This window comes from Deltaproteobacteria bacterium, assembly GCA_030690165.1.
In the GTDB taxonomy this organism is placed as follows: domain Bacteria; phylum Desulfobacterota; class GWC2-55-46; order UBA9637; family UBA9637; genus JACRNJ01.
The window spans coordinates 1-21,953 of record JAUYHF010000028.1 but is presented as its reverse complement, the minus strand read 5'-3'; the positions used below and the strand labels follow the sequence as shown (position 1 = coordinate 21,953).

17 protein-coding genes and 1 pseudogene are annotated in these 21,953 nt (G+C 43.7%); 1 reads left to right on the top strand and 17 read right to left on the bottom strand.

Annotated features, from left to right (window positions below; genetic code table 11):
* Window positions 1–2: 2 nt before the first annotated feature.
* The 10 genes from Q8P28_05425 to Q8P28_05380 form a co-directional block, all read right to left on the bottom strand.
* A complete protein-coding gene (locus Q8P28_05425) occupies window positions 3–617 on the bottom strand; it encodes a PilN domain-containing protein (GenBank protein MDP2682234.1) in 615 nt (204 codons plus the stop codon).
* Window positions 614–1,651, bottom strand: coding sequence for a type IV pilus assembly protein PilM (gene pilM, locus Q8P28_05420; protein ID MDP2682233.1), 1,038 nt, complete (start codon window positions 1,649–1,651; stop codon window positions 614–616). Before pilM ends, Q8P28_05425 begins: the two co-directional genes overlap by 4 nt.
* Window positions 1,652–1,700: 49 nt before the next feature.
* Window positions 1,701–2,573, bottom strand: coding sequence for a tetratricopeptide repeat protein (locus Q8P28_05415; GenBank protein MDP2682232.1), 873 nt, complete (start codon window positions 2,571–2,573; stop codon window positions 1,701–1,703).
* A 4-nt stretch (window positions 2,574–2,577) separates the two neighbouring features.
* Window positions 2,578–4,110: an AAA family ATPase gene (locus Q8P28_05410; protein MDP2682231.1), complete on the bottom strand. Its 1,533-nt coding sequence runs from the start codon at window positions 4,108–4,110 to the stop codon at window positions 2,578–2,580.
* A 6-nt stretch (window positions 4,111–4,116) separates the two neighbouring features.
* The gene (locus tag Q8P28_05405; GenBank protein MDP2682230.1) at window positions 4,117–4,368 is read right to left on the bottom strand and encodes a MerR family transcriptional regulator; all 252 of its coding nucleotides are present in this window, start codon (window positions 4,366–4,368) and stop codon (window positions 4,117–4,119) included.
* 139 nt (window positions 4,369–4,507) lie between these two features.
* Window positions 4,508–5,071 carry a class I SAM-dependent methyltransferase gene (locus tag Q8P28_05400; protein MDP2682229.1) on the bottom strand — a complete coding sequence of 188 codons (564 nt, stop codon included), beginning with the start codon at window positions 5,069–5,071 and terminating at the stop codon, window positions 4,508–4,510.
* Entirely contained in the window at window positions 5,068–5,829 is a 762-nt protein-coding gene (locus tag Q8P28_05395) for a biosynthetic peptidoglycan transglycosylase (protein ID MDP2682228.1), read from the bottom strand. The genes Q8P28_05400 and Q8P28_05395 overlap by 4 nt, the downstream gene beginning before the upstream one ends.
* 97 nt (window positions 5,830–5,926) lie before the next feature.
* Complete coding sequence (locus tag Q8P28_05390; protein ID MDP2682227.1) at window positions 5,927–8,473, bottom strand: EAL domain-containing protein; 2,547 nt, start codon at window positions 8,471–8,473, stop codon at window positions 5,927–5,929.
* A gap of 18 nt (window positions 8,474–8,491) precedes the next feature.
* On the bottom strand, window positions 8,492–9,715 hold the full coding sequence (locus tag Q8P28_05385; GenBank protein MDP2682226.1) for a histidine kinase dimerization/phosphoacceptor domain -containing protein: 1,224 nt from the start codon (window positions 9,713–9,715) through the stop codon (window positions 8,492–8,494).
* 526 nt (window positions 9,716–10,241) lie between these two features.
* Window positions 10,242–13,577 (bottom strand): EAL domain-containing protein, encoded by a 3,336-nt coding sequence (locus Q8P28_05380; GenBank protein ID MDP2682225.1) that lies wholly within the window; start codon window positions 13,575–13,577, stop codon window positions 10,242–10,244.
* 251 nt (window positions 13,578–13,828) lie between these two features.
* Here Q8P28_05380 and thiE point away from each other — a divergent pair, with 251 nt between their 5' ends.
* Complete coding sequence (gene thiE / locus Q8P28_05375; protein MDP2682224.1) at window positions 13,829–14,482, top strand: thiamine phosphate synthase; 654 nt, start codon at window positions 13,829–13,831, stop codon at window positions 14,480–14,482.
* 148 nt (window positions 14,483–14,630) lie between these two features.
* On the opposite strand, the gene Q8P28_05370 is transcribed toward thiE, so the two are convergent.
* From Q8P28_05370 to Q8P28_05340, 7 genes and pseudogenes are all read right to left on the bottom strand, one after another.
* Window positions 14,631–14,909, bottom strand: a complete 279-nt coding sequence (locus Q8P28_05370) for a rhodanese-like domain-containing protein (GenBank protein ID MDP2682223.1) — start codon at window positions 14,907–14,909, stop codon at window positions 14,631–14,633.
* Window positions 14,910–14,941: 32 nt separating this feature from the next.
* Window positions 14,942–16,174, bottom strand: coding sequence for a multiheme c-type cytochrome (locus Q8P28_05365; GenBank protein ID MDP2682222.1), 1,233 nt, complete (start codon window positions 16,172–16,174; stop codon window positions 14,942–14,944).
* Window positions 16,155–16,334, bottom strand: a complete 180-nt coding sequence (locus Q8P28_05360) for a hypothetical protein (protein ID MDP2682221.1) — start codon at window positions 16,332–16,334, stop codon at window positions 16,155–16,157. Before Q8P28_05360 ends, Q8P28_05365 begins: the two co-directional genes overlap by 20 nt.
* A 50-nt stretch (window positions 16,335–16,384) precedes the next feature.
* On the bottom strand, window positions 16,385–17,524 hold the full coding sequence (locus Q8P28_05355; protein MDP2682220.1) for an aminopeptidase: 1,140 nt from the start codon (window positions 17,522–17,524) through the stop codon (window positions 16,385–16,387).
* A gap of 133 nt (window positions 17,525–17,657) precedes the next feature.
* Window positions 17,658–20,360 carry a DEAD/DEAH box helicase family protein gene (locus tag Q8P28_05350; GenBank protein MDP2682219.1) on the bottom strand — a complete coding sequence of 901 codons (2,703 nt, stop codon included), beginning with the start codon at window positions 20,358–20,360 and terminating at the stop codon, window positions 17,658–17,660.
* Entirely contained in the window at window positions 20,357–20,818 is a 462-nt protein-coding gene (locus Q8P28_05345; protein ID MDP2682218.1) for an endonuclease domain-containing protein, read from the bottom strand. Before Q8P28_05345 ends, Q8P28_05350 begins: the two co-directional genes overlap by 4 nt.
* Window positions 20,818–21,813, bottom strand: a pseudogene (locus tag Q8P28_05340) (site-specific DNA-methyltransferase). The gene Q8P28_05345 and the pseudogene Q8P28_05340 overlap by 1 nt, the downstream one beginning before the upstream one ends.
* Between the last annotated feature and the right edge of the window lie 140 nt (window positions 21,814–21,953).

The following is a 21,953-nucleotide window of genomic DNA, read 5'->3' as shown; positions in this document are numbered from 1 at the left end:
ATCTATCTCTTTACCCCTCTTAAATCTGCTGAAATCTCAAAATCATAGAGATCCCTGCCCTGAAATTCATTTTTCTGGGAATAGGCTAAAACCACATTCCCAAAATCGCGGGAATTCTCCAGGGCAAAGACAAACGCCGCAATCGCTGAATTTGAAAGAGCGGTTCCATTGAATTTAACACCCTTGCCCCCGGTTGACTCTGCCGGGGGTTTGCCGGACACTTTGGCCAAATCATTAGTGGACAAACTGGTAAGCCAAATCCCATCTGGTATACGATGAGTTGTGTTCCGCAGTATCTCTGACCAATATACCCTGTCTTCCAAAAGAGAACTTATCACCGCCAGCCTTTTTTTTATATCTTCTTCCCTTTTCTGCACAAGATTAATTCTTTCTATGACCTCTCTGTATCTTGCATTCTGCGCTATAAGTTCATCCCTTTGCCTTCTTGTCTGCTCCACATTATTCAATCTTTCTTTAACTTTAGCCTTTTGATAAATATAAACCGCGCCCAAACCCAGAACATAAAGAATCAAAATACCGATAATAAAAGGCCTTTTTTGCCCGGCCTTCTTACCTATAAGCATCTCATCAGGAATAAGGTTTATCCGTTCTATCATAGGGCCAAACCCACTGTAATGGCAAGGGCAGGGGCAAACTCTCTCACCCTTGCCGCCTCAAATCTTTTAGGTTCCACCTTTATATTGCGCAGCGGGTCATCTATAAAACAAGGGACTCCAAGGATGTTTGCAAAAAAATCATCCAGGCCTTTAAGTCTTGCTGTCCCGCCGCACAAAAAAATCTTACTTACACTACCTTCCCTGAACTGCGCCTGGTAATACTCAAAAGACCTGTGAACCTCGGCAGCCAGCCGTTCTAAAACACCTGATACTGCGTCTGCAACCCCTTGCCCTCCTTCACCCGACCGCAATACCCCGCATCTTATTTTCTCCTTCTCCGCCATATCTGAGCCGCATGCCAGTTTATTCATAACAGCCGTTGTTATTTCCCTGCCAGCTGCCGGTATCTCTCTGGCAAACATAAGCTTCCTATCCTTAAATATGGCAAGCATTGATTTTGAATCACCAATATCTATCATTGAATAATTTATGCCATTCTCCCATATATTGTTATAATCAAAACATGCAAGCATGGCCATTGGGGCCACATCAATTCTAACAGGCTCAAGCGCAGCATCCTCAAGGGTTTTTATCAACTGCTCCACATCCTTTTTCCTGGCGCCGAATGCTATAAGGGAAATGACGGATCCCTCTCCCCTTTTTACCTCGCCGATAGTAGTAAAATCACAAACTAATTCCTCGGGAGAAAAAGCAACCTGCTTCCGCATTTCCCATCGCACAGCCTCCTTCATATCCTTTTTTGGCATATTGGGCAGGTATAGATGCGCCAGAGCCAAAGAACCGCCGGAAAGAACAGCCGCAACCTTTTTTGTCTTTATTCTGTGGGCATTAAAAAGATTTCGAAATGTTTCGCTTAATTTTGAACTGTCCTCAGGAAATTGCGCGCTGTCCAGCCTCGAATACCCGAGAGCCTCGAGGGAGCGGCTGCTCCCTTTTCCTTTTATCTTTACAACCTTTACAGCATACGAACCTATATCAATGCCTGTAAGGTTAGCACGGTCAAAAATAAACATAAAATCTCCTGTTTATAGCCTCTTACCCCCGCTTGAATCTGTCGGGGGCTTACCTGTTTTTTCCTACCGCAAAGCTGTTAGCTTTAAGATAAAGAACCCTCTCTCTTACATCTCTTAAGAGAATCTCGCCCTGAACAAGCCCCCGATTGACTCTGTCGGGGGCTTGTTCCGCATGGGACAAAAACCCTTCGTAATAAATTATTGCATCCTCAATCCTTTTGCTATTCTCAAGAGAAACAGCCATATTGAGGTAGGGGTCGGGGTAATCAGGCGCAATCAAAACAGCCTTTTTGAAATATTCTCTTGCCGCATTTGAATTTCCCTTCATTTCCAAAAGAATACCGTAGTTATTCATGGCCTCAGGATAGCCGGGTTTATATTGAAGGGCCTTTTTATAGCTATCCTCTGCATTTTTAATATCGCCCAATTGCTTATATGTTAAACCAATATTGTTATATGCCTCGGCATATTCCGGAAATATTTCAATGGAAGATAAAAACTCCATTTTTGCAAGAAAGAATCTGCCCTGTTTGTAAAGCTCCACTCCGTTAATATTTTTAGTTTTTGCCGCTTTTAACGCAGGCTCTGCCGCGGCAATCACACCGCTGCCTTTTACGCCTTTTACATCGGGGAAGCTTGCCCCCGATTGAATCTGTCGGAGGTTGGCCTGTCCCATGGATTCTAAATCAGGCTGTGGTTTCTTAAAAACCACCTGATGTCGGGTTGAGAAACCAATCCTGCCAATACCCCACCACACTGCAAAAACAAGGATTAGCAAAGAAAGGGCTAATAAAATAGTTCTCACCCTTGCCGCAGGAAGATTAAAATATATATGCCCCTTCGCCCCCTCGCTATATACAGGCAGGGCTTCGGTCTTTTCTATTGTTTGAATCTTATTGAGCGCCTGGTGTATTAAACTCATAAAGTTAACTCCCCCCAACCCCCTCTTTAATCAAAGAGGGGGTGCCGAAGGCGGGGGAGTTATTAGTAATGATTTTTATAAAAATCCCGCCTATCTTTTTGTCTCCGTGTTTTACAACTACCGGATATTCCAAGCCCCGCCTTTTTATAGAATATTTAACCCATAGGTCCTTTGCCGTATCAACCAAATAACCTCTGTCTTCTCCTTTATTAACAGATTTATTTGGAACAAAACCGAGAAGGTTTACCGATACTTCTCTGCTATCAGTGCCTTCCACAATTGCATCAATTATCTTAAGCCTATCCCCTTTTACAATCTCCAAAGTCTCACCGTTGGAAATAGTATGCTCAACTGCGTTTACAAGAATTACCATCTCTTTCAGTATCGCTGTCTCCTCAGAAATAACCGTTTCAGATGGGTTTTCTGTGCCAGTTTGCGCGGTCGATGCCTTATTGCCCTCTACCTCACCAAAATCTTTGGCTTGGGGAGGAGTTGAAGGACTTACGGGTTCTTCCGGAAGAGATTTTATAACAGGTGTGCCTGCAAATGAAGGAGCCGCAGCTGTTTTCCTATTATTCCACCACACTGCAAACATCACAGCAATAATAACTGCCGATACTGCCGGATATAATATATATCTCCTCCCCAGATTCTGTCCACCCTGCTTACTGCCTGCAGGGGCAGGCCTGACCCTCTTCTTGTGCGGTATCTCAATATCCTTTCTTAAGGTTCCATCCATATCCAGTTCATCTACGGCCTTTTTTCCTATCTCCTCATCAATCACCCTCTTTCCTGCCACGAAGGCTGCTGTTAAAGTCCTGTCGCACACAATATTTATAAGACGGGGAATGCCGGAACTTGCCTCGTATATGGATTTTAAAGCCATTGCAGTAAATTTTACACTGCCCTTGCCTCCTGCAATTGTAAGCCGTTTAAATATATATGACTTGGTCTCCTCAAAATTCAAAGATCCCAAATGGCATCTCACTACAATCCTCTGATTTAACTGGCGGAGTTCAGGAAGTTTAAGCTTCTCTCTCAGCTCGGGCTGGCCTACCAAAACTATCTGCAGAAGCTTCATCTTTTCTGTTTCAAGATTTGATAACAACCTTATCATCTCCAACGCCTTTGAGCTCAGATTCTGCGCCTCATCCATTATCACAACCGCATTTTCAGCATTTTTGGCCTTCCCGACGAGAAAAGAGTTTAAGGCATCCACCTGTTCCTTCATGGTCATGGTTTCTGCCTTCAGGCCAAAATCTTCATTTATGGACTTAAGCAGTTCAACATCTGACAGAAGCGGGTTTATAATAAGGGCGCTGCTCACCTTTGAGTCTAATTTCTCCAAAAGCGCCCTGCAAATAGTTGTCTTTCCGGTGCCAACCTCGCCAGACAGCATAAGGAAACCCTTGCGCTGTGAAATGCCAAAAAAGAGAAGGTCCAGCGCCTCCTGATGTTTCTTACTCATATATAAAAATTTCGGATCAGGAGTTATATTAAACGGATTTTCCTTTAAATAAAAAAACTTTTCGTACATCCTTATTTATACCCTCCCCTTTTTAGCATGCCCCTCATCCATATCTCCCATGGCCTTTTGATACGCTGCTTTATGTTTAAAACCCTTTTTTAAATATTTCCATATAAGACGAACTTTCTTTACATCTATCTCGCTATATTCCCTTGCCTCAAGGTCGCCCATCGGTATACGCTCCGGAGCTATATACCCCTTTTGCTCAAGGTAATAGAGCTTATGCCTCGGAATGCCTACCTGTTCCAATATCTGAGATGTCTTCATATCACCACCTTTGAAAGTCAAAAATTGAACCACCTTTAGCGGGGTGAACCATAAATTTGGCTTTATGTTTGGTTTTAGATTTACTTTTATACAGTTTGTAGCTTAAAAAACCCGGCCTGTCAAGCTTTTTTTGCAGCTTTCATAATCTCTGCCCTGCCAGAGATGCAATCGCTTTTTTTATTTCTTCTTCAAAGATGCCTTCTCTATAGAAAAAGATGTGCATTCCTTCAAACAATCTTAATAGTTCATTTGGTTTGAGTAAAAATTCAGGATTTTTTGGCTGACCTATTGCCTGCTGCTCCATAGTATAGGTTTCAAAGATAATAACCCCTCCCTTTTTCAGGCCGTTTTTAATGCCGGATACAAGCGTCCTCTGAAGATAGTTGTAATTCACAATAAGGTCATAAGTCTCTGCCTTGATTTTATATTGCTCCATGTCAGCATGGATGAAATTAACCCTCACACCTTCCTTCTCTGCTGTTTTATCCCCATTTTTAATCGCAACGGCTGAGATATCCACTGCATCCACATCATAGCCGTTCTTTGCAAGGAATATGGCATTCCTTCCCTCGCCACAAGCTATATCCAGCGCCTTTCCCTTCGGCAGGGCAACTATAAATTCCTTCAGCAGCTTGCCGGGTTCCTTTGAAGAAGAGTATTCTCCCGCTGTATATCTGGCGTCCCAATCCGGCACAGCGGTCATAATTTTTCCCTCAATTCCACTGACGTTGATACGGCCGTCTCATATTCCTCAGTCTCAATATCATGCTCAGTAAACATCCTCATAAGGAGATAATTCTGCCGCTCTTCCACCTTTGTCATTCGTGTATAAGGATTAAAATAGCGGGGATTTGGAAGGATTACAGCCAGAAGCGCCGCCTCATTCAGATTCAATTCCGAAGGCCCTTTGCCAAAATAATATCCTGATGCCTGACCGATACCGTAAATCCCCGGGCCCCATTCTGCGATATTAAGATATAATTCCAGTATCCTGTTTTTTGTAAGCGTATTCTCAAGCCTGTATGTGAGATACGCTTCTTTGAGTTTCCTTGATATAGTCTTTTCCTTTGTAAGATATAAATTTCTTGCAACCTGCATCGTTATTGTAGATGCGCCCCTTGCAAACCTCTTCTTTTTCAAATCTGCCTTAATGGAATTCTTTAGCTCCTCAAAATTAAAACCATCATGCTGGAAAAATGCATCGTCCTCTGCTGCAACCACAGCATCAATAATACGCGGCGATACCTGACTTAAAGGAATCCATGAAGGATTCCTTACACCGACAATCCAATTCCTGTGTTTTCCATTAGCATCCTTCACATTTATTGACAAACCTGTGTCTGCCTTCTTGAGGCCGCTTATATTCGGAAGGCTCAAAACCCACCATCCAAACCAAATGCCGGCGCTGGCGATTGCTGATAGTATTATAAATATTATTGCAAGAAATAATTTTTTAAGCATACCCTTCTCCAAAAAAATATGGTATTCCAAGATCTGCCCCCTTTTCTTTTTAAAGCTCTGAACCAGCTAATATTTGAAGTTTTTCCTTACACGTGCACTACTGCTTATCCATCCAACATACCAGTTCTTCGTTGGTGATGGGCCTGCTTATAAAATATCCCTGGGCAGCGTCACAGCCGAGCGAAGCAAGCCTATCCATTGTTTCCTGGCTCTCCACACCCTCTGCTACAACCTTTAGCCCAAGGCTATGGGCAAGTTCTATTGTGGAATGTACGATCTTCAGGCTATTCTCATCTGAAAGCATTTTCATGACAAAGGACTTGTCTATCTTGATCTCATCAACAGGCAGTCTCTGAAGGTATTTAAGCGATGAGTATCCTATCCCGAAGTCGTCGATTGAAAAGCGTACCCCCATGATGGTCAACTGGGTGATGATCTCCATGGCAAGTTCAGGGTCGGACATGATAACACTCTCTGTGATCTCAAGCCTTAACCTGCCTGGATCAACACCCCATGTGGCAAGGAGTCCCTTTGTCTGGTCAAGGAACATTGGGGCATAGAGGCTCCTTACTGAGAGGTTTGCTGCCACAGAGATATCACGTCCGGCCGATTGCCAGCCTCGTGCCTGGCAGAGCGCCTCTCCTATTACCCAGGAGGTAAGCTGTTTTATTAAACCTGAATGCTCTGCAAGGAAGATGAACTGGTCAGGCGGTATAACCCCATTTGTTGGGTGCTGCCATCTTACAAGCGCCTCGACGCCTATTACCTTGCTGGTCTTCAGGTCTATCTTAGGCTGATAGAGAAGGAACATCTGATTTGAGTCTATAGCATGTCTAAGCACGCCTATTAAGGCCAGATGCCCGGATGAAAATTTCTCATATTCAGGGGAGTAGATGGCCCAGTTGCTCCCTTGCTTCCTGGCCTCATGCAAGGCTATATCCGCCCTCCTTAGCAGGGTGTGGGTATCCTCGCCGTGGCCCGGAAAAAAAGATACGCCGATGCAGGCAGTAGTGTTAATTGGTATGTCCCCGATCAGGAATGGCTCATCAAGGCTTTTTGTGATCTTATCCACGAATCGGGATACAGTCTCAACGTCTGCCCCCGGCAGGATAACCGTAAAATCATCCCCGCCCAGGCGGGAAACTGTGCCGGTATCAGCAAATATATTCTTTAGGCGATCGGCTATACTCACCAGTAAAGTGTCTCCATGCTGGTGGCCTAGTGTGTCGTTTATATCCTTGAAGTGATCTAAATCTATGATGAACAGGGCAATAGACCTGCCCTCCTTCCTTGCGCCGGAGATGGCCTCTTCTATTTTGTCATGGAGCATTAGGCGGTTTGGGAGGCCGGTTAAGATATCGTGATAGGCAAGATAGTTGATCCGTTCCTCCGACTGTTTTTGCTGAATAAAGATACCAAGCTGGGACGCTACTGCAGAGATGAGTCCTACAAATCGTTTATCTTCTTTTTTTTCTTCATAAACAAAGAAACTCATTACAGCAACTACAGCATCATGCGCCAGGACAGGGATTGCTACCCCGCCCTTGATACGCGCCTTCTTTGCAAGTTCGGAGCGGGGAAAATTTTTATCAACAGTTACATCCTGAATCCATACCGACTGTTTGGACGACCATACGCTTCCCGGCAGCCCAACCCCGGGGGGGAATGTAAGTTTTTCGCTGGCCTTTCTAAATTCCTCGAGGCCGCTATCCCTGCTGTACCATGCTTGGCTGTATTCAAGGCAGGAGCCGTCGGGCATTGGGACCCATGCCTCTCCCATAATCCAGCCTGTTTTCTCACATACCTTGCGCAGCACAACCTCAAGTGCAGCGCAAAAATCGTTCGCCCCGCTTATATCTTGTGTAATAGACTGCAAAAGGGTAAGCTCCGCCTCTGTCCTCCTGGTTTCAGTAATATCACGGATAACGGTTATCACATAGAGGCCATCCTCTGTCTCAATAGGACCTAAATTTATTGATACTGGAATCTTGGCGCCATCTTTTCGCCGTGCAAAAAGATCCAGCCAGTCACCCATTGGACGCACAGACGGGTTCGCATAATAGGTCTCCATGTGCCCTATGTGTACCCCCCTATACTCATCGGGCAACAAGATTTCAATAGGCTTGCCGATCAGTTCCGACCATTTATATCCAAAGACCTTCTCGGACTGCCTGTTGGCAGTGATAATTATACCTTTATCGGATATTATTGTTACATCCGGTGTGGCCTCAAGAAAAACACGGCATTTTTTTTCAAGCATCTTAATGCAGGGTTTATAGTGCTGAAGGGCAATTTCAATGGTGATGCGAAGGTCTCTCTCATTATAGGGTTTTATTATATATCCGTAAGGCTCTGTCTTCTTGGCACGGGTCAGGGTTTTTTCATCTGAATAGGCAGTGACATAAACGATGGGGATATTCAGTTTTTCATATATCTGAGTGGCCGCCTCTATCCCATCAATCTTACCCTTGAGTACAATGTCCATGAGCAAAAGATCGGGTTTGATTTTTAGCGCCTTCTCGACAACCTCCTCTCCTGATACTGCTATGGCAGGAACGGTATATCCAAGGCGCTCCAGCATCATTTTAAGATCCTCAGAGACAATGGCTTCATCTTCAGCAATCAATATCTGTTTCTTACTCATATGGCTGGCCTCCTCATTTTATAAATTTCTACCATTGAATTCTATCCTAAAGTCTGTCCCGTCCTTCCTGAGGATCTGAATCTTACCTTCCATCTGCCTTACCAGTAGATTTACCAGCTTAAGGCCTATTGATTCTGATTTAGCAACATCAATATCCTCCGACAACCCCACTCCATTGTCCTTAACAATCAGCGCCATCATATCATGAGCAATTGATCGGAATTCTATTTTTATCTCTTTTTTTTTATCTATCCTGTCTTGTGGGAAGGCATGCTTTATGCTGTTTACAACAAGTTCATTGATTATAAAGCCTAATGGAATGGCAGAGTCTGGTTTGAGAGAAATTTCGTCCAAAGATACGTCAACATTAATATTCCCTGCATATTCCCTATAAGAACTCATGATACCATCCAGCAGGTTCTTAATATAATATTTGGAATTGATTTTTGCCAGATTATCGGATTGGTAAAGCATCTCGTGGACAAGGGCCATGGATCTTATCCTGTTTCTGCAATCTAAAAATAACTCAGATGCCTTATTGTCTTTGGTATATCTGGACTGAAGGCTGAGCATGCTTGATATAACCTGCATATTGTTTTTGACGCGATGGTATACCTCATGAAGCAGAACCTCTTTTTCCATTAGTGAAGCCCTTACCTGCTCTTCGGCAAGTTTTCTCTCGGCAAACTGTCCAATCTGACTCCCGATCAAATCAAATATATCCATGATATCCTTATCAGGATAGAGAGTCTCCATGCTTAAGAATTCAATGACACCCAGGATATCTCCTCCAAGTTTAATAGGAAAACCGAATAGCGAATGAATACCCGCCCTTTCTGCATAGACAGCACGGAGAAAAGATGGATCCCCTGCAACCTCCGTGATCCATTCAGGCTTGCCGCTGGCCCAGATGCGCCCCGGCATCCCCTCGCCATGCGAAAATTTATACCCTCTTGTGATTGCCTCAAATTCCGGGACATCTATCGAGGAAAGATGCCAGTAGTCAATACAGCAAAGCACATTTTTCAGCTTGTCTATCATCCAGATTGCTCCCATATCCCACCCTAGATTCTCACAAACGGCCCTGACAATCCTTGGTGTAGCTACAGCAAGGGAGGTAGAATCAGCCAGTATCTTGCTTATTAAGTGCTGGATAATCAGACGATTTTCTGCCCTATTGCGCACAGCTATCTGTATCTTTAGCTCCTCATTGGCCGATGCAAGCTCTCTCGTACGATCCAAGATACGCATCTCCAACTCGTTCAAAGAGCGCAGATATTCTCCGCTTTTTTTTAAAGATTCCTGGGCTTTTTTGCATCTTTCGATAATAACATTGTAGTATAACCAGGAACCAATAAGGATCAGGATAACCAATAGACGCATCCAGATTTCATTGGAATCAGGGGCAAATATACGCTCTGATAGACTACCCTGGTGGAATACAAAGGAATCAAAAAAGGATTCAAAAAGCCAGTAAAAAAGAGCAATGCCTATAACGAAAGGATAAAAGGAGGTTTTTATTTTATTAGCTACCGCACCCATATTGCTAATCGCACCCCTAACAATTTCAGACCAAAATACAAAAATGCCATTCTAACCAGAATGGCGTGATATCCCTCCTGTTAAATAATTAACATTATACGGTTTTATTGAGTAAATTCAATACATTTGAGATAGCTTGCCATCCGCCAGAGGGATGGGGCCATGATTTTTAGATGGCCTCGTTAATCATATTCTGACTATACTTTATTTAGCTTACTATGCCAACCTACCCTTGTTTACCCAACCAGACCGCAAGCTCTGCATGTGGGATCGGTTTGCTGATAAAGTATCCCTGGGCAGCGTCACAGCCAAGCGCGGTGAGCTCATTCAATATCTCTTTGTTTTCTACACCTTCGGCTACAACCTTAAAACCAAAACTATGGGCAAGCTCTATGGTAGAACGGACGATCTTCATGCTGCTTTCATCTGTCATCATGTTTAACACGAATGATTTATCTATCTTAATCTCATCCACCGGCAAACTCTGGAGGTATCTAAGGGAGGAATATCCGGTGCCAAAATCGTCGATTGAAAAGCATATCCCCATTAGGGTCAACTGGGTCAGTATCTCGATCGTGAGTTTCGGGTCGGCCATTATTAAGCTCTCTGTGATCTCAAGCCTTAGCCTGCGGGGGGAAACACCCCATGTGGAGAGGAGCCCCTTTATCTGATCAAGGAGTAATGGATTCTGGAGATTCTTTGTTGAAAGGTTTACCGCTACAGAAACCTCAAGTCCTGCCTGACTCCAAGATATTGTCTGGCGAAGCGCCTCTCTTAAAACCCAGAAGGTAAGCTGCTTTATTAAGCCTGAATGCTCTGCAAGGAAGATGAACTGGTCAGGCGGTATAACCCCTTTTGTTGGGTGCTGCCACCGGACAAGAGCCTCTACACCTAACGTCCGGCCGGTTTTTAGGTCTATCTTCGGCTGATATACCAGAAAGAGCTGATTTTTACCAATAGCCGTTCGGAGTTCACCCATAAGCGCCAGATGCTCCGGGATAAATTGGTCGTATTCCGGCGCGTATATGGCATATCCGCTTTCAGTCTGTTTCGCGGCATGCATAGCTACATGCGCCCGCCTGATAAGCGTATCGGCGTCCTCACCATGGCCAGGGAACAGGGCAATACCAACACTTACAGCAATATCAAGCGAGAACCCTTCAACAAATACCGGCTCCTCAAGGCTTTTTGCGATCTTCTCTGCTTCCAATACGGCGATATTTGCATCAGCATTTAAAATCAGGACTCCAAATTCATCCCCCCCTGTCCTGGCGATTGAAAATGTCTCCGGAAGGATAGTCTTCAGGCGCTTACCTACCTGCTGCAGCACGATGTCTCCTTTTTGATAGCCGATGGTGTTGTTGATTTCCTTGAAACGGTTGAGATTTACAGCAAGCAGGGCAAAAGAAACAAGTTCCTTCCTTGCCGCTGTTAGTGCGCGGTCAATGTCATCGCGGAGCATAAGACGGTTTGGAAGATCGGTTAGCATGTCAAAATAGGCCAGATGGAAGATCTGCTCCTCTGTCTGTTTTCGCTCGGTTATATCCCTGAAACTCCAGACCCTTCCGACGTTTCTTTCGCCTGTTCGCTGCGGCAGCGAGTATCGCTCAAAGAACCTTCCATCCTTAAATTCCAACACATCGTAACTCTTTGCATCAGGCTGCGAATACAACTCCCTTACCTTGCCGAGAAATACCTCCGGGTCCTTCAGTTGATCAATTACATGTGCCAGCGCCTGATTATCATCCTTGGATGCTACAATGGATTCAGGGATGCGCCACATATCTACAAACTTCTGATTAAGGCCAACCATTTTCCCGTCATTGTTTACAACAAGGATGCCGTCGGCAGTTGATTCGAGTGTTGCGCGCAGGAGAGAAAGAGAATTTTCGATCTCCTCCTCTGCCCTTTTTCTCTCCATGAACTGCCCGATCTGGCTGCCGATGGCGGCAAACATATCAAGCAATTCCTCATCGACATGGCGTATCTCACGGCTGAAAAATTCAATGATGCCCAATATCCCGCCTTCAAATATGATAGGGAAACCGAATGCGCCATGCATATCTGCCCTGACAGCATATGGCGCCCTGGGAAAATTTGCATCCATTGTAACATCGATACTCCATTCAGGTTTACCGCTGGCCCAGACACGGCCAGGCAATCCGACGCCAGAGACAAAGGTAACCTCACGGGTGATCGCCTCAAACTCAGAGACATCAACTGTCGGAAGATGCCAGCAGTCAACGCAGCGCAAAAGGTTAGCCTTTCTGTCAATAAACCATATTGCGCCCATATCCCACCCGGTAGTTTCGCAAATTGCCTCTATAATCTTCGGTGTAACCTCTTTAAGTGTAGCCGTTTCAGCCAACACCCTGACTACAGAATACTGAATAGCGAGGCGGCGCTCCGCCTTCTTCCGCTGCATGACCAAACCTATCTGAGCTGCTATCGACGAGATAAATTTAATAAACCTTTCATCTTCTTTTTTCAGTTCTAACATAAAAAAATCCATCACAGCAACAATTTCTTTCCCTGCCAAAATTGGAATAGCGGCTCCTGCCCTGATACCTGCCTCCATCGCAATGGCGGCACGGGGAAAATTTGTGTCCTTTGTAACATCCTCGACCCATGCAGGTCTTTTTGATGTCCATACACGGCCAGGAAGCCCAACTCCCGGGAGGAATGTAAACTTTTCGCTATTGCTTCTAAATTTTTTCAGGCCTTCAGAACTGCTATACCATACCGGACTACATTCAAGTCGTGAAGCATCAGAACTTGGCACCCATGTCTCGCCAAAAACCCAGCCTGTGGTTTCACACACCTTTTGCAGCACAATTTTAAGCGCAGAGTGGAAACTCTCGGCCTCGCTGATCGCCTGTGTTAGTGATTGTAATAGGCTTTTTCCAGCCTCTGCATACTTATGTTCTGTGATGTCACGGAAGATCTCAAGCTTGGAGATGGTCCCATCTTGATTTCGCAGTGGAGTCTCTAATAGATCATATGTCTTGTTGTTTTTAGCGGAATACCATTCCCGCCGAACGGTCTTTCCTGCAAAAACCTCCTGGTGCTCGCACCATGGACAAACCTCATCCCTGTCATAGAAATATTCATAACATTTACGTCCATTAATAGGACCAAATTCCCTTTCAATAACGGGGTTGATATATTCTATATCATTAGCCTGGTTCCCGATATATACACCATCCTCCATAGATTCCAGGACATTGATGAACTTGTCCCGTTCCACCTTCAGCGCCCCTTCGGCAGTTTCTAATTGCGCAGTGCGCTCTATAACACGGAGTTCCATGTCTTCATTTAGTTTTCTAACTTCCTCCTCAGCCCGCTTTCGCTTGTCAATTAATGATTGGGCATAAAAGCTGAATATAATCAGGGTAGATATAACTAACAGACGCATCCATATATCTATAGGGTCCGGAGCGATTATCTGCTCAAAAAAGGTGCGCTCTCCAAATATTAAGGCATCTATCGCAGAATCAATAAACCAGAATAGGATTCCAATACCTATGCCGATCCATTTCAGGCGAGCTATTTTTGGGGACAATGGGCTTTCCTTGATATTAATGGTTCCACCCCCGCACACAAATCAAAAGCAGTCTTTCTGGTTTTTGTTAAATTTTTAATATCATACCACTTTATGTTATTTTTTCAATATTGTTTCTAAATTTTAATTTTTTATAATCTATCGGTGGTTAAATCAGCAATAAGTCTCCCAAAAATAGACTTTGATTTTTGGAGTCTATTATTTATTGACATAGCTTCCATATCTGGAATAAGTTAGTATAAAATCCATATATGGAGATGTTGAAAAATAAAATACAACTTCCAAATATCTATCCCATTATAGATATTTCGCTGATTTCCTCCGACAAAATAGGAGAAACTGCCCATGCTGTCATTGACGGCGGCGCAAAAATACTCCAGTTAAGGGCAAAGAAACTTTCATCCAGAGAATTCCTTGAAACAGCCCGCATTATCAGAAAGATAACCAAAGACAAAGGGGCGGTCTTTATTGTTAACGACAGGATAGACATAGCATTGCTGACTGATGCTGACGGCGTGCATCTGGGACAGGATGATTTGCCTGTGAAAGAGGCAAGAAGGCTTTTGGGAAATAATAAGATAATAGGCTATTCCACCCACAATATAAGAGAGGCGCGTGCAGCTAAAAAACTGCCGGTTGACTACATCTCATTCGGCCCGATCTTTGCTACTAAAACAAAAGAGGACGCTCAAACACCAAAAGGTCTCAAAGGGCTTGATGAGATAATGAAGGCTGTCAAGATTCCAATAGTTGCCATCGGAGGGATTACAGAAACAAATATGGCTCATGTTCTTAAGCAAGGAGTTGAAAGCGTGGCAATGATTTCGGAGATACTAACCGCAAAGGATATTTCCCAAAAAATAAATAGACTTATATTCACTGCTAAAGAGATCAAACGCCCCTAATCTTATGTTTTTGTATCACCTCCCGCTTCCCCTCAACCGGATATTTCGCATTGACCCACGCGTCAAAACCACCCAATAGCGCGCTTACCTTTTTAAAACCCTTATTTAACAATATCAGCGCCACACGGGCGCTGGTAGCCTCATCGGGTCAGCTGCAGTAGGTGATAATCTCTTTGTCCATCGGCAGTTCTTTATATCTCGCCTCAATTTCATTGGGAGGAATCCTCAAGGCTCCTTTAATCTTAATGCTGCTGTCGTTGTATGACATGCCTGTCCTGACATCTAATATGATAATATCCTCACCTTTTTCAATCTTTGCCTTTAACGCTTCCTTAGTGATCCTCGGCACGCTGTCATCTGCCGCAGTAATAAAAGGCATCACAATAATGAAGATAATGGCGATTACACCGGTGTAAAATCTTTGCATATTTCAACCCTCCTTATGTTTGATTTAATGGCTTACAATACCTCTTTAAATAAGATATAATCAGACCCTTCTGTTATTTTCAATGCCTTTTCAATTTCCTTCCTGTTAAAACTGCCATCTTTATTTTTCAGTAAGCCCTTGTAAAATCTGTTATAGAATTCATCCGGATAAACCCTGACTTCAAAGACAAGTTTGCCCCTATTATAAGATTTGTTCACTGTATAGTCAAACTCAAAACTTTTCTCAGGCGGTATACGGGTGTCAAAGATTTCCTTGCTCAGGTCAAGGCTGACCTTGCGGCCTATAAATGCCTTCTTCACCGAAGATGGTATAGCCTTGCCGCTTTTATCAAGCATAAATCCTTTCACAATAACCAACGGCGTCGCATAGGTAGGAAAATAATGCCCCGCACCGGAGTTCGTTATTATAAGCCTCACCCCTTTTTCATGCCGAACTGATTCAATGCGGACCCCCCGCAGAACCATCTCTTTATCATGTATGCCCCTGAAAAGATGCTGCCTGTCAGGCATGTGGCATTTCTGGCAGGTTATATTATTTTTACTGTAGATGCTTTCTTCCCATTCCCTGTAAGTGTTTACAATTACCTTGCCATTTAATTCATACCCTTCATCCAGTTGATGACAGGCTGCGCAAAACTCAGCCCTTTCAAAAAACCCTTTCTCTATAAAACCGTTATGGGCCTTTTGTCCCCCCTCCCTTTTCCCCTCCCCACTGGCGGGGGATGGATAGGGTGGGGGAGATTTGGCAGGCGGTCCGTATATCTTGCCCTCCCTTAAATGACAGACAACGCAGGAAACTCCGGAAAGCTTTAGCCTGTTATCAAAGGATGGGGTTTTAATCCCCTCACCCTGGCCATCTCCCGCAAGGGGAGAGGGGAATATTACCTCTGATTGTTCTGCCATCGGCGCATGGCAGAAATAACAGGACCGCGCAAAATCAGGATCCTTCTCATGGTTTATCTGACCCAGAAGACCAGGGCTTACGGCCTTATTGTGGAAAGACTCTTTCCAATCTTTATACTGATTTTTATGGCATTGGCCGCATTCTTGAGGATACGGCAAAAATTTAATCTTATGATTTTGGGGCGGGATAGGTCTATTCCAATATATTGATAAAAAATCCTCTCCCCCTCTTGCTGTGGAGGAGAGGATAGTAAAGCTGTAAACACAGCCAACCAAAATTATCGCTACTTTCTTCCACACTCGCCCATATGTTTTTTCTCTATTACTTTTTTCTATATACATTTATTCCTATTTTAATATTCTCATGCTCAGGCACTGTAATATTACCTTCGGTAGTGGCAATTATTATTGTCTTCCCGGAAGCAGAAGGTCCAAACTCCTTCTTTAAATCTACCTTGACAGTAAGTATGTCACCTTGAATCTGCATATCAATATTCTTCATAAAATAACCCTCCTTTTGTAAAACTAATTTTGGCAAACTTAAAGTATTTTCTATTCTGCCGCAGCCGCGCAAAGCGGGAAGGAAATGACCTTTTCTTCTTTTCCTTTTAGCAGCTTTACCTTTGGGTTAAATATTACAAAGTCCTGATGAAAGGACGTTCTTACACTTCCACCGAAGGTGGAGTTGTCGCCAAGGGCAATATGGATTGTGCCGAGTATCTTTTCTGATTCAAGGATATTGTCAGGCCTCTTTGCCATGTCATTTGTCCCTATGCCAAGTTCGGCAATGTTTCTGAAATCAGGATTTTCCTTAAGCTTTGCCTCAAGTTTTTTGGCATACGGGTCTCTGCCGCTTATATCCTTAACAACCCCTTTTTCTATTTTCAGAGTAACCGGCGAACTGAGTTTAAATGTCGGAGCCCAGTCAATCACCATGATGCCTTTTGTTGTCCCTTCCACCGGCGCAACAAAGACCTCGCCTGCCGGAAGATTCCCGAATGCGCCTGGCGAGGTCAGATTGCCGGTATCCGCCAGCGCCTTTCTGCCTTTTATTCCAATTGCAAGGTCTGTGCCATTAGGCGCAGTGATAAGCGCCTTTTCTGCGCCGTCCATGCTGGCTGCAAGATTGTTTGTCCTTTCTTTTAACGCCTTCCAGTCCACCTGCATCGGGCCATAGAACATCTCTTCATCAAACAGGGGCATGCTTGCGTAACGGGTTTTACAGATATTGGTTAAGAGGTCTCTGAACTTTGTGTGGCTTGTTGAAAAATTTGGAAGGGCTATGACTACATTTACGGCATCGGTCTTATTTGATTCTACTATATTCTTTATATCCCCTGCCTCTTTCTGACTTAACTGCCCTTTGCTTATGAGCTTTCCAATGAGTCCATATTCCTCTAATTTCTCTACAGTCTTTTTGCCAAAGGCCGCAGCCCATATCTCTTTCGGCGGCTCCGAACCATGCGCTTTTAGAGAAGGATAAGCAAGAAATGTTATACTCTGACACAGCTCTTTCCCTGTCTCAGCCACCTTTCTGGCCAGATCCGGAAGGGCATCCCTGCGCTTTCTGTCAGCCTCGTTTATATCTTCTTCGGTCAGGAGCGTGTCAGTAAAGACAATCGCCCTTTCATCTTTCTTTACAGCGAGATTGGTAATATAAAGTTCTCTTATGGCTTTGGTTAATGTAGTCATCTTAAGTTTTGCCCCGATAAATTCCATCGGGGGTTATAGTTTTGCATTTTCCTGAAACATTAGCAATATCTTTGCCTTCTTTGTTCGCTTTCTTTGATGAGGATTTTTATTTTATCTGCACCAGTCATAGCTTTTATAGAGCGACCTTTACCTCATATATTCCCGCCAAATACTCAAAACTCATATTCGCTTGCACGGCATTATGCGGAATCAATACATACTTCCACGGCTTGCCGCTGTTTTGGGTTGTAAAATCAGTTGCGCTTTTACAATATTTTAAGGCTGCCTGTGTTTTCTCCTGAACATCGGAAGATTCAATATCACCCTCTTTTTTGGTTTCTACCATATAAATCATATCCGCTGTCTCCACAACAAAATCAGGGCTGTAACGCTTTGAGTTATGCTTCCAGTAGACATGAAATTGATTTTGAGCGGGTCTCAGCCATTTCAGCACAGACTGGTCATTCTCAAGAATGCTTGCAAAATCCTTTTCAGTCTTTGAATCAAATTTATATAGGTTATGACAGGCTTTTCTAAAACCGCTGAACACCTTGCCTGGAATAGCGCTCGTTGGAGTTATAGTATCGGTAAAATGATGGATGCTGTCTTTTGTGTATTTTGAAAAGTTATGCTCTTCAATCTTCGTGAAAGGTTTTACAATTGGCTTTTCAAAATTCGGCGATTCACAATAAAAATGCTCCATCAACTGGGAATAAATATATCCGCTAATCTCCTTTTTGTGGCACTGAACAACATTCATTAAATCATCTTCAGTGAGATATGACTGAAACTTCTTTATAGCCTGCCCCGCAAGTTTGAATAACAAATCTGACTGCTCATCATAATCTATCTCAGGGTAATTTTTAAGCTCATTTACAACGAGTCTTTCCGGCGTATCAACATCAATTCTGCCCTTACCTATAACAATGTCAATGCTGTTTTCCTGTTCCCTCAGTTTCTTGATAAGAATTTCTTCCGATACAGGCTGATAGTTCAGGTTTTTGGCATCAAGGTCAAAATCCTTAAACCCTGATTTCACCTCGCCTGACTGTTGTATGGTTATTCTCGGAATTTCTATAAGGTTGGCAGCAAATTCATTTACAACAGCTTCATAGGCTGCCTCTGCTTCTCTTATCATCTCTGCTGCAAACATAGCCTGCTGGGGTTCGCTTGCAATCTTCTCTCTTATTTTCTCAATCGCTATTTCTTTGATTTCCTCTTTTTTCAATTCATTGATGCCTGTTACCTTGCTGTTTAGCTCTGGAATCGTGGAAAGAATAACCTTGCGGACTTCAAGGGACATTTGGGCTTTTTGCTTTTCTTCAAGTCCGGCAATCGCGTCAATTACCTTCTGCCGCTCCTCTATTGCCCTTTCAATGTTTGAAACCGCCGTGATAACCTCTTTCGGTTGGCTCAACTCCTGTTCATCTATGGTAATGATGTTTTCTTTCCTGATAATAGAATCAGGTTTGTTCGCCTCGTCAATAATCTCCTGAAATTTATCATGCGCCACAATCGTGAGTTTATCCGCCTTGTCGTTCCCTGTCCGTTTCCCGTAGGGAAGCCGCAGCCCCCTGCCAATGGTCTGCTCCCGTAATGTAGTAGAGGCTGCTGTTCTCAATGGAATTATGGTATAGAGGTTTGTAACATCCCAACCCTCTTTAAGCATATTTACATGAATGACTATCTCAATTTTATTGTCAGGGTTTTCCAATAAAAGCAGTTGAGCAATATTTTCGTCCTTCTCCTCACCGGTCTGATTAGAATGGATTTCCATAACCTTATCAGCATACCTGCCTTCAAAAAAAGCGCTGGAAGTAATCAGTTCTCTCAGCTTGCTGGCATGGTCGGTATCTTTTGCAACAACTAATACAAAAGGCTTGACGATAGACATTTTGTTGTCCCTTGCAAATATGTCCAGGGCAACCTTTGTATCCTCATGGATGCGGATGCCGTCTTCCAATTTTATTCTGTCCAAATCTTCAAGTGCATATTGTGAAGGGTCAAAATCCTTTCGTGTAGCCACAGCAGGCTCTTTTACAAACCCGTCCTGAATGGCTTTTGATAGAGAATATTCATAAACCACATTTTTGAACTTGATAGCCCCGCCGCTTCGTTCAACCTGCGGGGTGGCAGTAAGCTCAAGACCTAAAATCGGGTTTAACTCATTGATGACCTCCATGCCCCTGTCAGCGCGGTAATGGTGCGATTCGTCCATAAGCAAAACGAGGTCATCAAGATTGGAAAGGTAATTAAAATAAGAATCGCCAAGATATTCCGATAGCCTTTTAATGCGGGGTAGTTTGCCGCCTCTCATCTCTGCGTTTATCTTGGAGATATTGAAAACGTTAATCCTTATTTCCTCCTCCTTGTAAAGGTCACCTATGGAATTGTAATTGTCGCCGGTAATGATTACAGGCTTGTTATGGACAAACTCGCCGATGCCCTGAAATACATATTTGGGATGGGTAGTATTGGAAAAATCTTCAATGAGTTTGTTATAAATTGTCAGGTTCGGGGCAAGGACAAAGAAGTTTCTTATCCTCTTTGCCAAATATAGATATGCCGCAAATGCCCCCATCAAACGGGTCTTGCCAACGCCGGTAGCAAGTGCAAAACAGATTGACGGAAAATTACGCTCAAAGTCCGTGCAGGTAGGATAGGGGTTCTTTACTATTTCCAATTGCTCTTTTAGGAAAGTCCCCTCTTGGGAGGGGTCAGGGGTGGGTTTCTTCAAAGTTAATTTATCCGTCAACTCAGCCAATATACTCAGGCTTTCCGCCTGTGGCTGACGAAGACTCAAACGGTTCTTTATTGAATTTGCAATGCGGTTCATTTACCCACCCCTGTATCCCCTCCGAGGAGGGGACTTTTAATTCCCCTCTTGAGAGGGGTAGGGGTGTGTATATCCGAGGGGTTAGGGGCGGGTTCATTCACCCTTATCCACTCTTCAATTGCAACAACGACCCCCTGCATATTTCCTTTAACATCTGAATCATAAAACCTCAGAAATCTTACTCCAAGAGATTCAAGATTTGATTGCCTGAGAGCATCGTCCTCCATTTTGTTTTCATGACTAAGACCGTCAATCTCAATTGCCAGCATCAATTCATTGCAGAAGAAATCAACGATATAATTGCCAATGGGCTTTTGACGATCAAAGTCATACCCTCTCACTTGCTTTTTCTTTAAGTGATGCCAGAGCAATACTTCGGATAACGTGCTGTTATTTCTCAATTCTCTTGCCAATGATTTGAGCTTAGGATCGTAGGGTAGTATCTTTTTATTCTTCATCAGAACAGTTTGGGTTGTTCTTTTCTTAATTTTGTTTTTTTACCCATGCCTGTTTCCCCTCCAAGGAGGGGACTTTCTTTACTCCCCTCTTGGGAGGGGCTGGGGGTGGGTTCCACAGGCATATTCACTATATTCAAACTGTAATCTTCTTTCCCAAACTCGCACCGTCCCAAAAGCATCTTCGGAATTTTCTTAACTGTAATATTCGGGTGTCTGCTCTCACACGGTTTTGAGAAGGACTTGCAGCAGATAAGCAAACTTTCGTCCGGCTGCATTTCATCATGGATTTTATCAAGAAACTCCATGGTAACAAATTTCGTAGTAGTGAAGATGTAATCCTTTTCCGTTGACTTGCCCTGCCTCCAGTAGATTTGTTCATCAGGGGAATATTTAAAACCCTCATGCTTTGCCATTGCAGCGGCAAGCATATTCGCATTATATCGCTCGTCAATGATCCAATTTCCGTATTTGTCCTCTTTCAGCAGGCTTGGGGCAAGATAGTAATATTTGAATCCGCCTCCGCCCTGCCAGTTAACAGATTTCGAGATGCCCCCCTGATCCGTGCCGTCAACAACCTTTTTCAATCGCGGCAGGCAATGGGTATGGCAATGCTCGCCAAGCTCTACCATAATCCATTTTCTCCCCATCTTATGAGCAACCGCGCCGCTTGTGCCAGAGCCGCCGAAAGAATCAAGAACGAGGTCACCGGGGTTTGTGGCTAAAGTAAAGATGCGATGGATAAGACTTTCAGGTTTTGGGGTTGCGAAAGGATCATTAGCATTGAATTTTTTAACCTCTTGACGTGCGTTTCTATTCTCTCCAACTTCCTCGTATAACCAAACAGACTTAGGGACAATCTTAGACTCTTCTACTTCAGTTAGGAAACGCTTAATGCAAGGCTTGTTATTACCGTCTTTGCCAAAAGTAATCCTATGATCCTTAATGAGTTCTTCAAATCGTTCTTTTGAATAAACCCACGCACGTCCATCAGCAGGTTTGCACCTCCCCCGAAATAGTGGACACACCAAAGGGTTAGGTTATAGTAGAATCATATAACCTAAGGAGGTGTGAAATGCAAGAAAGGAAAGTGAACAGGAAATACGATAAGCAGTTTAAGGAAGAAGCAGTAAGACTT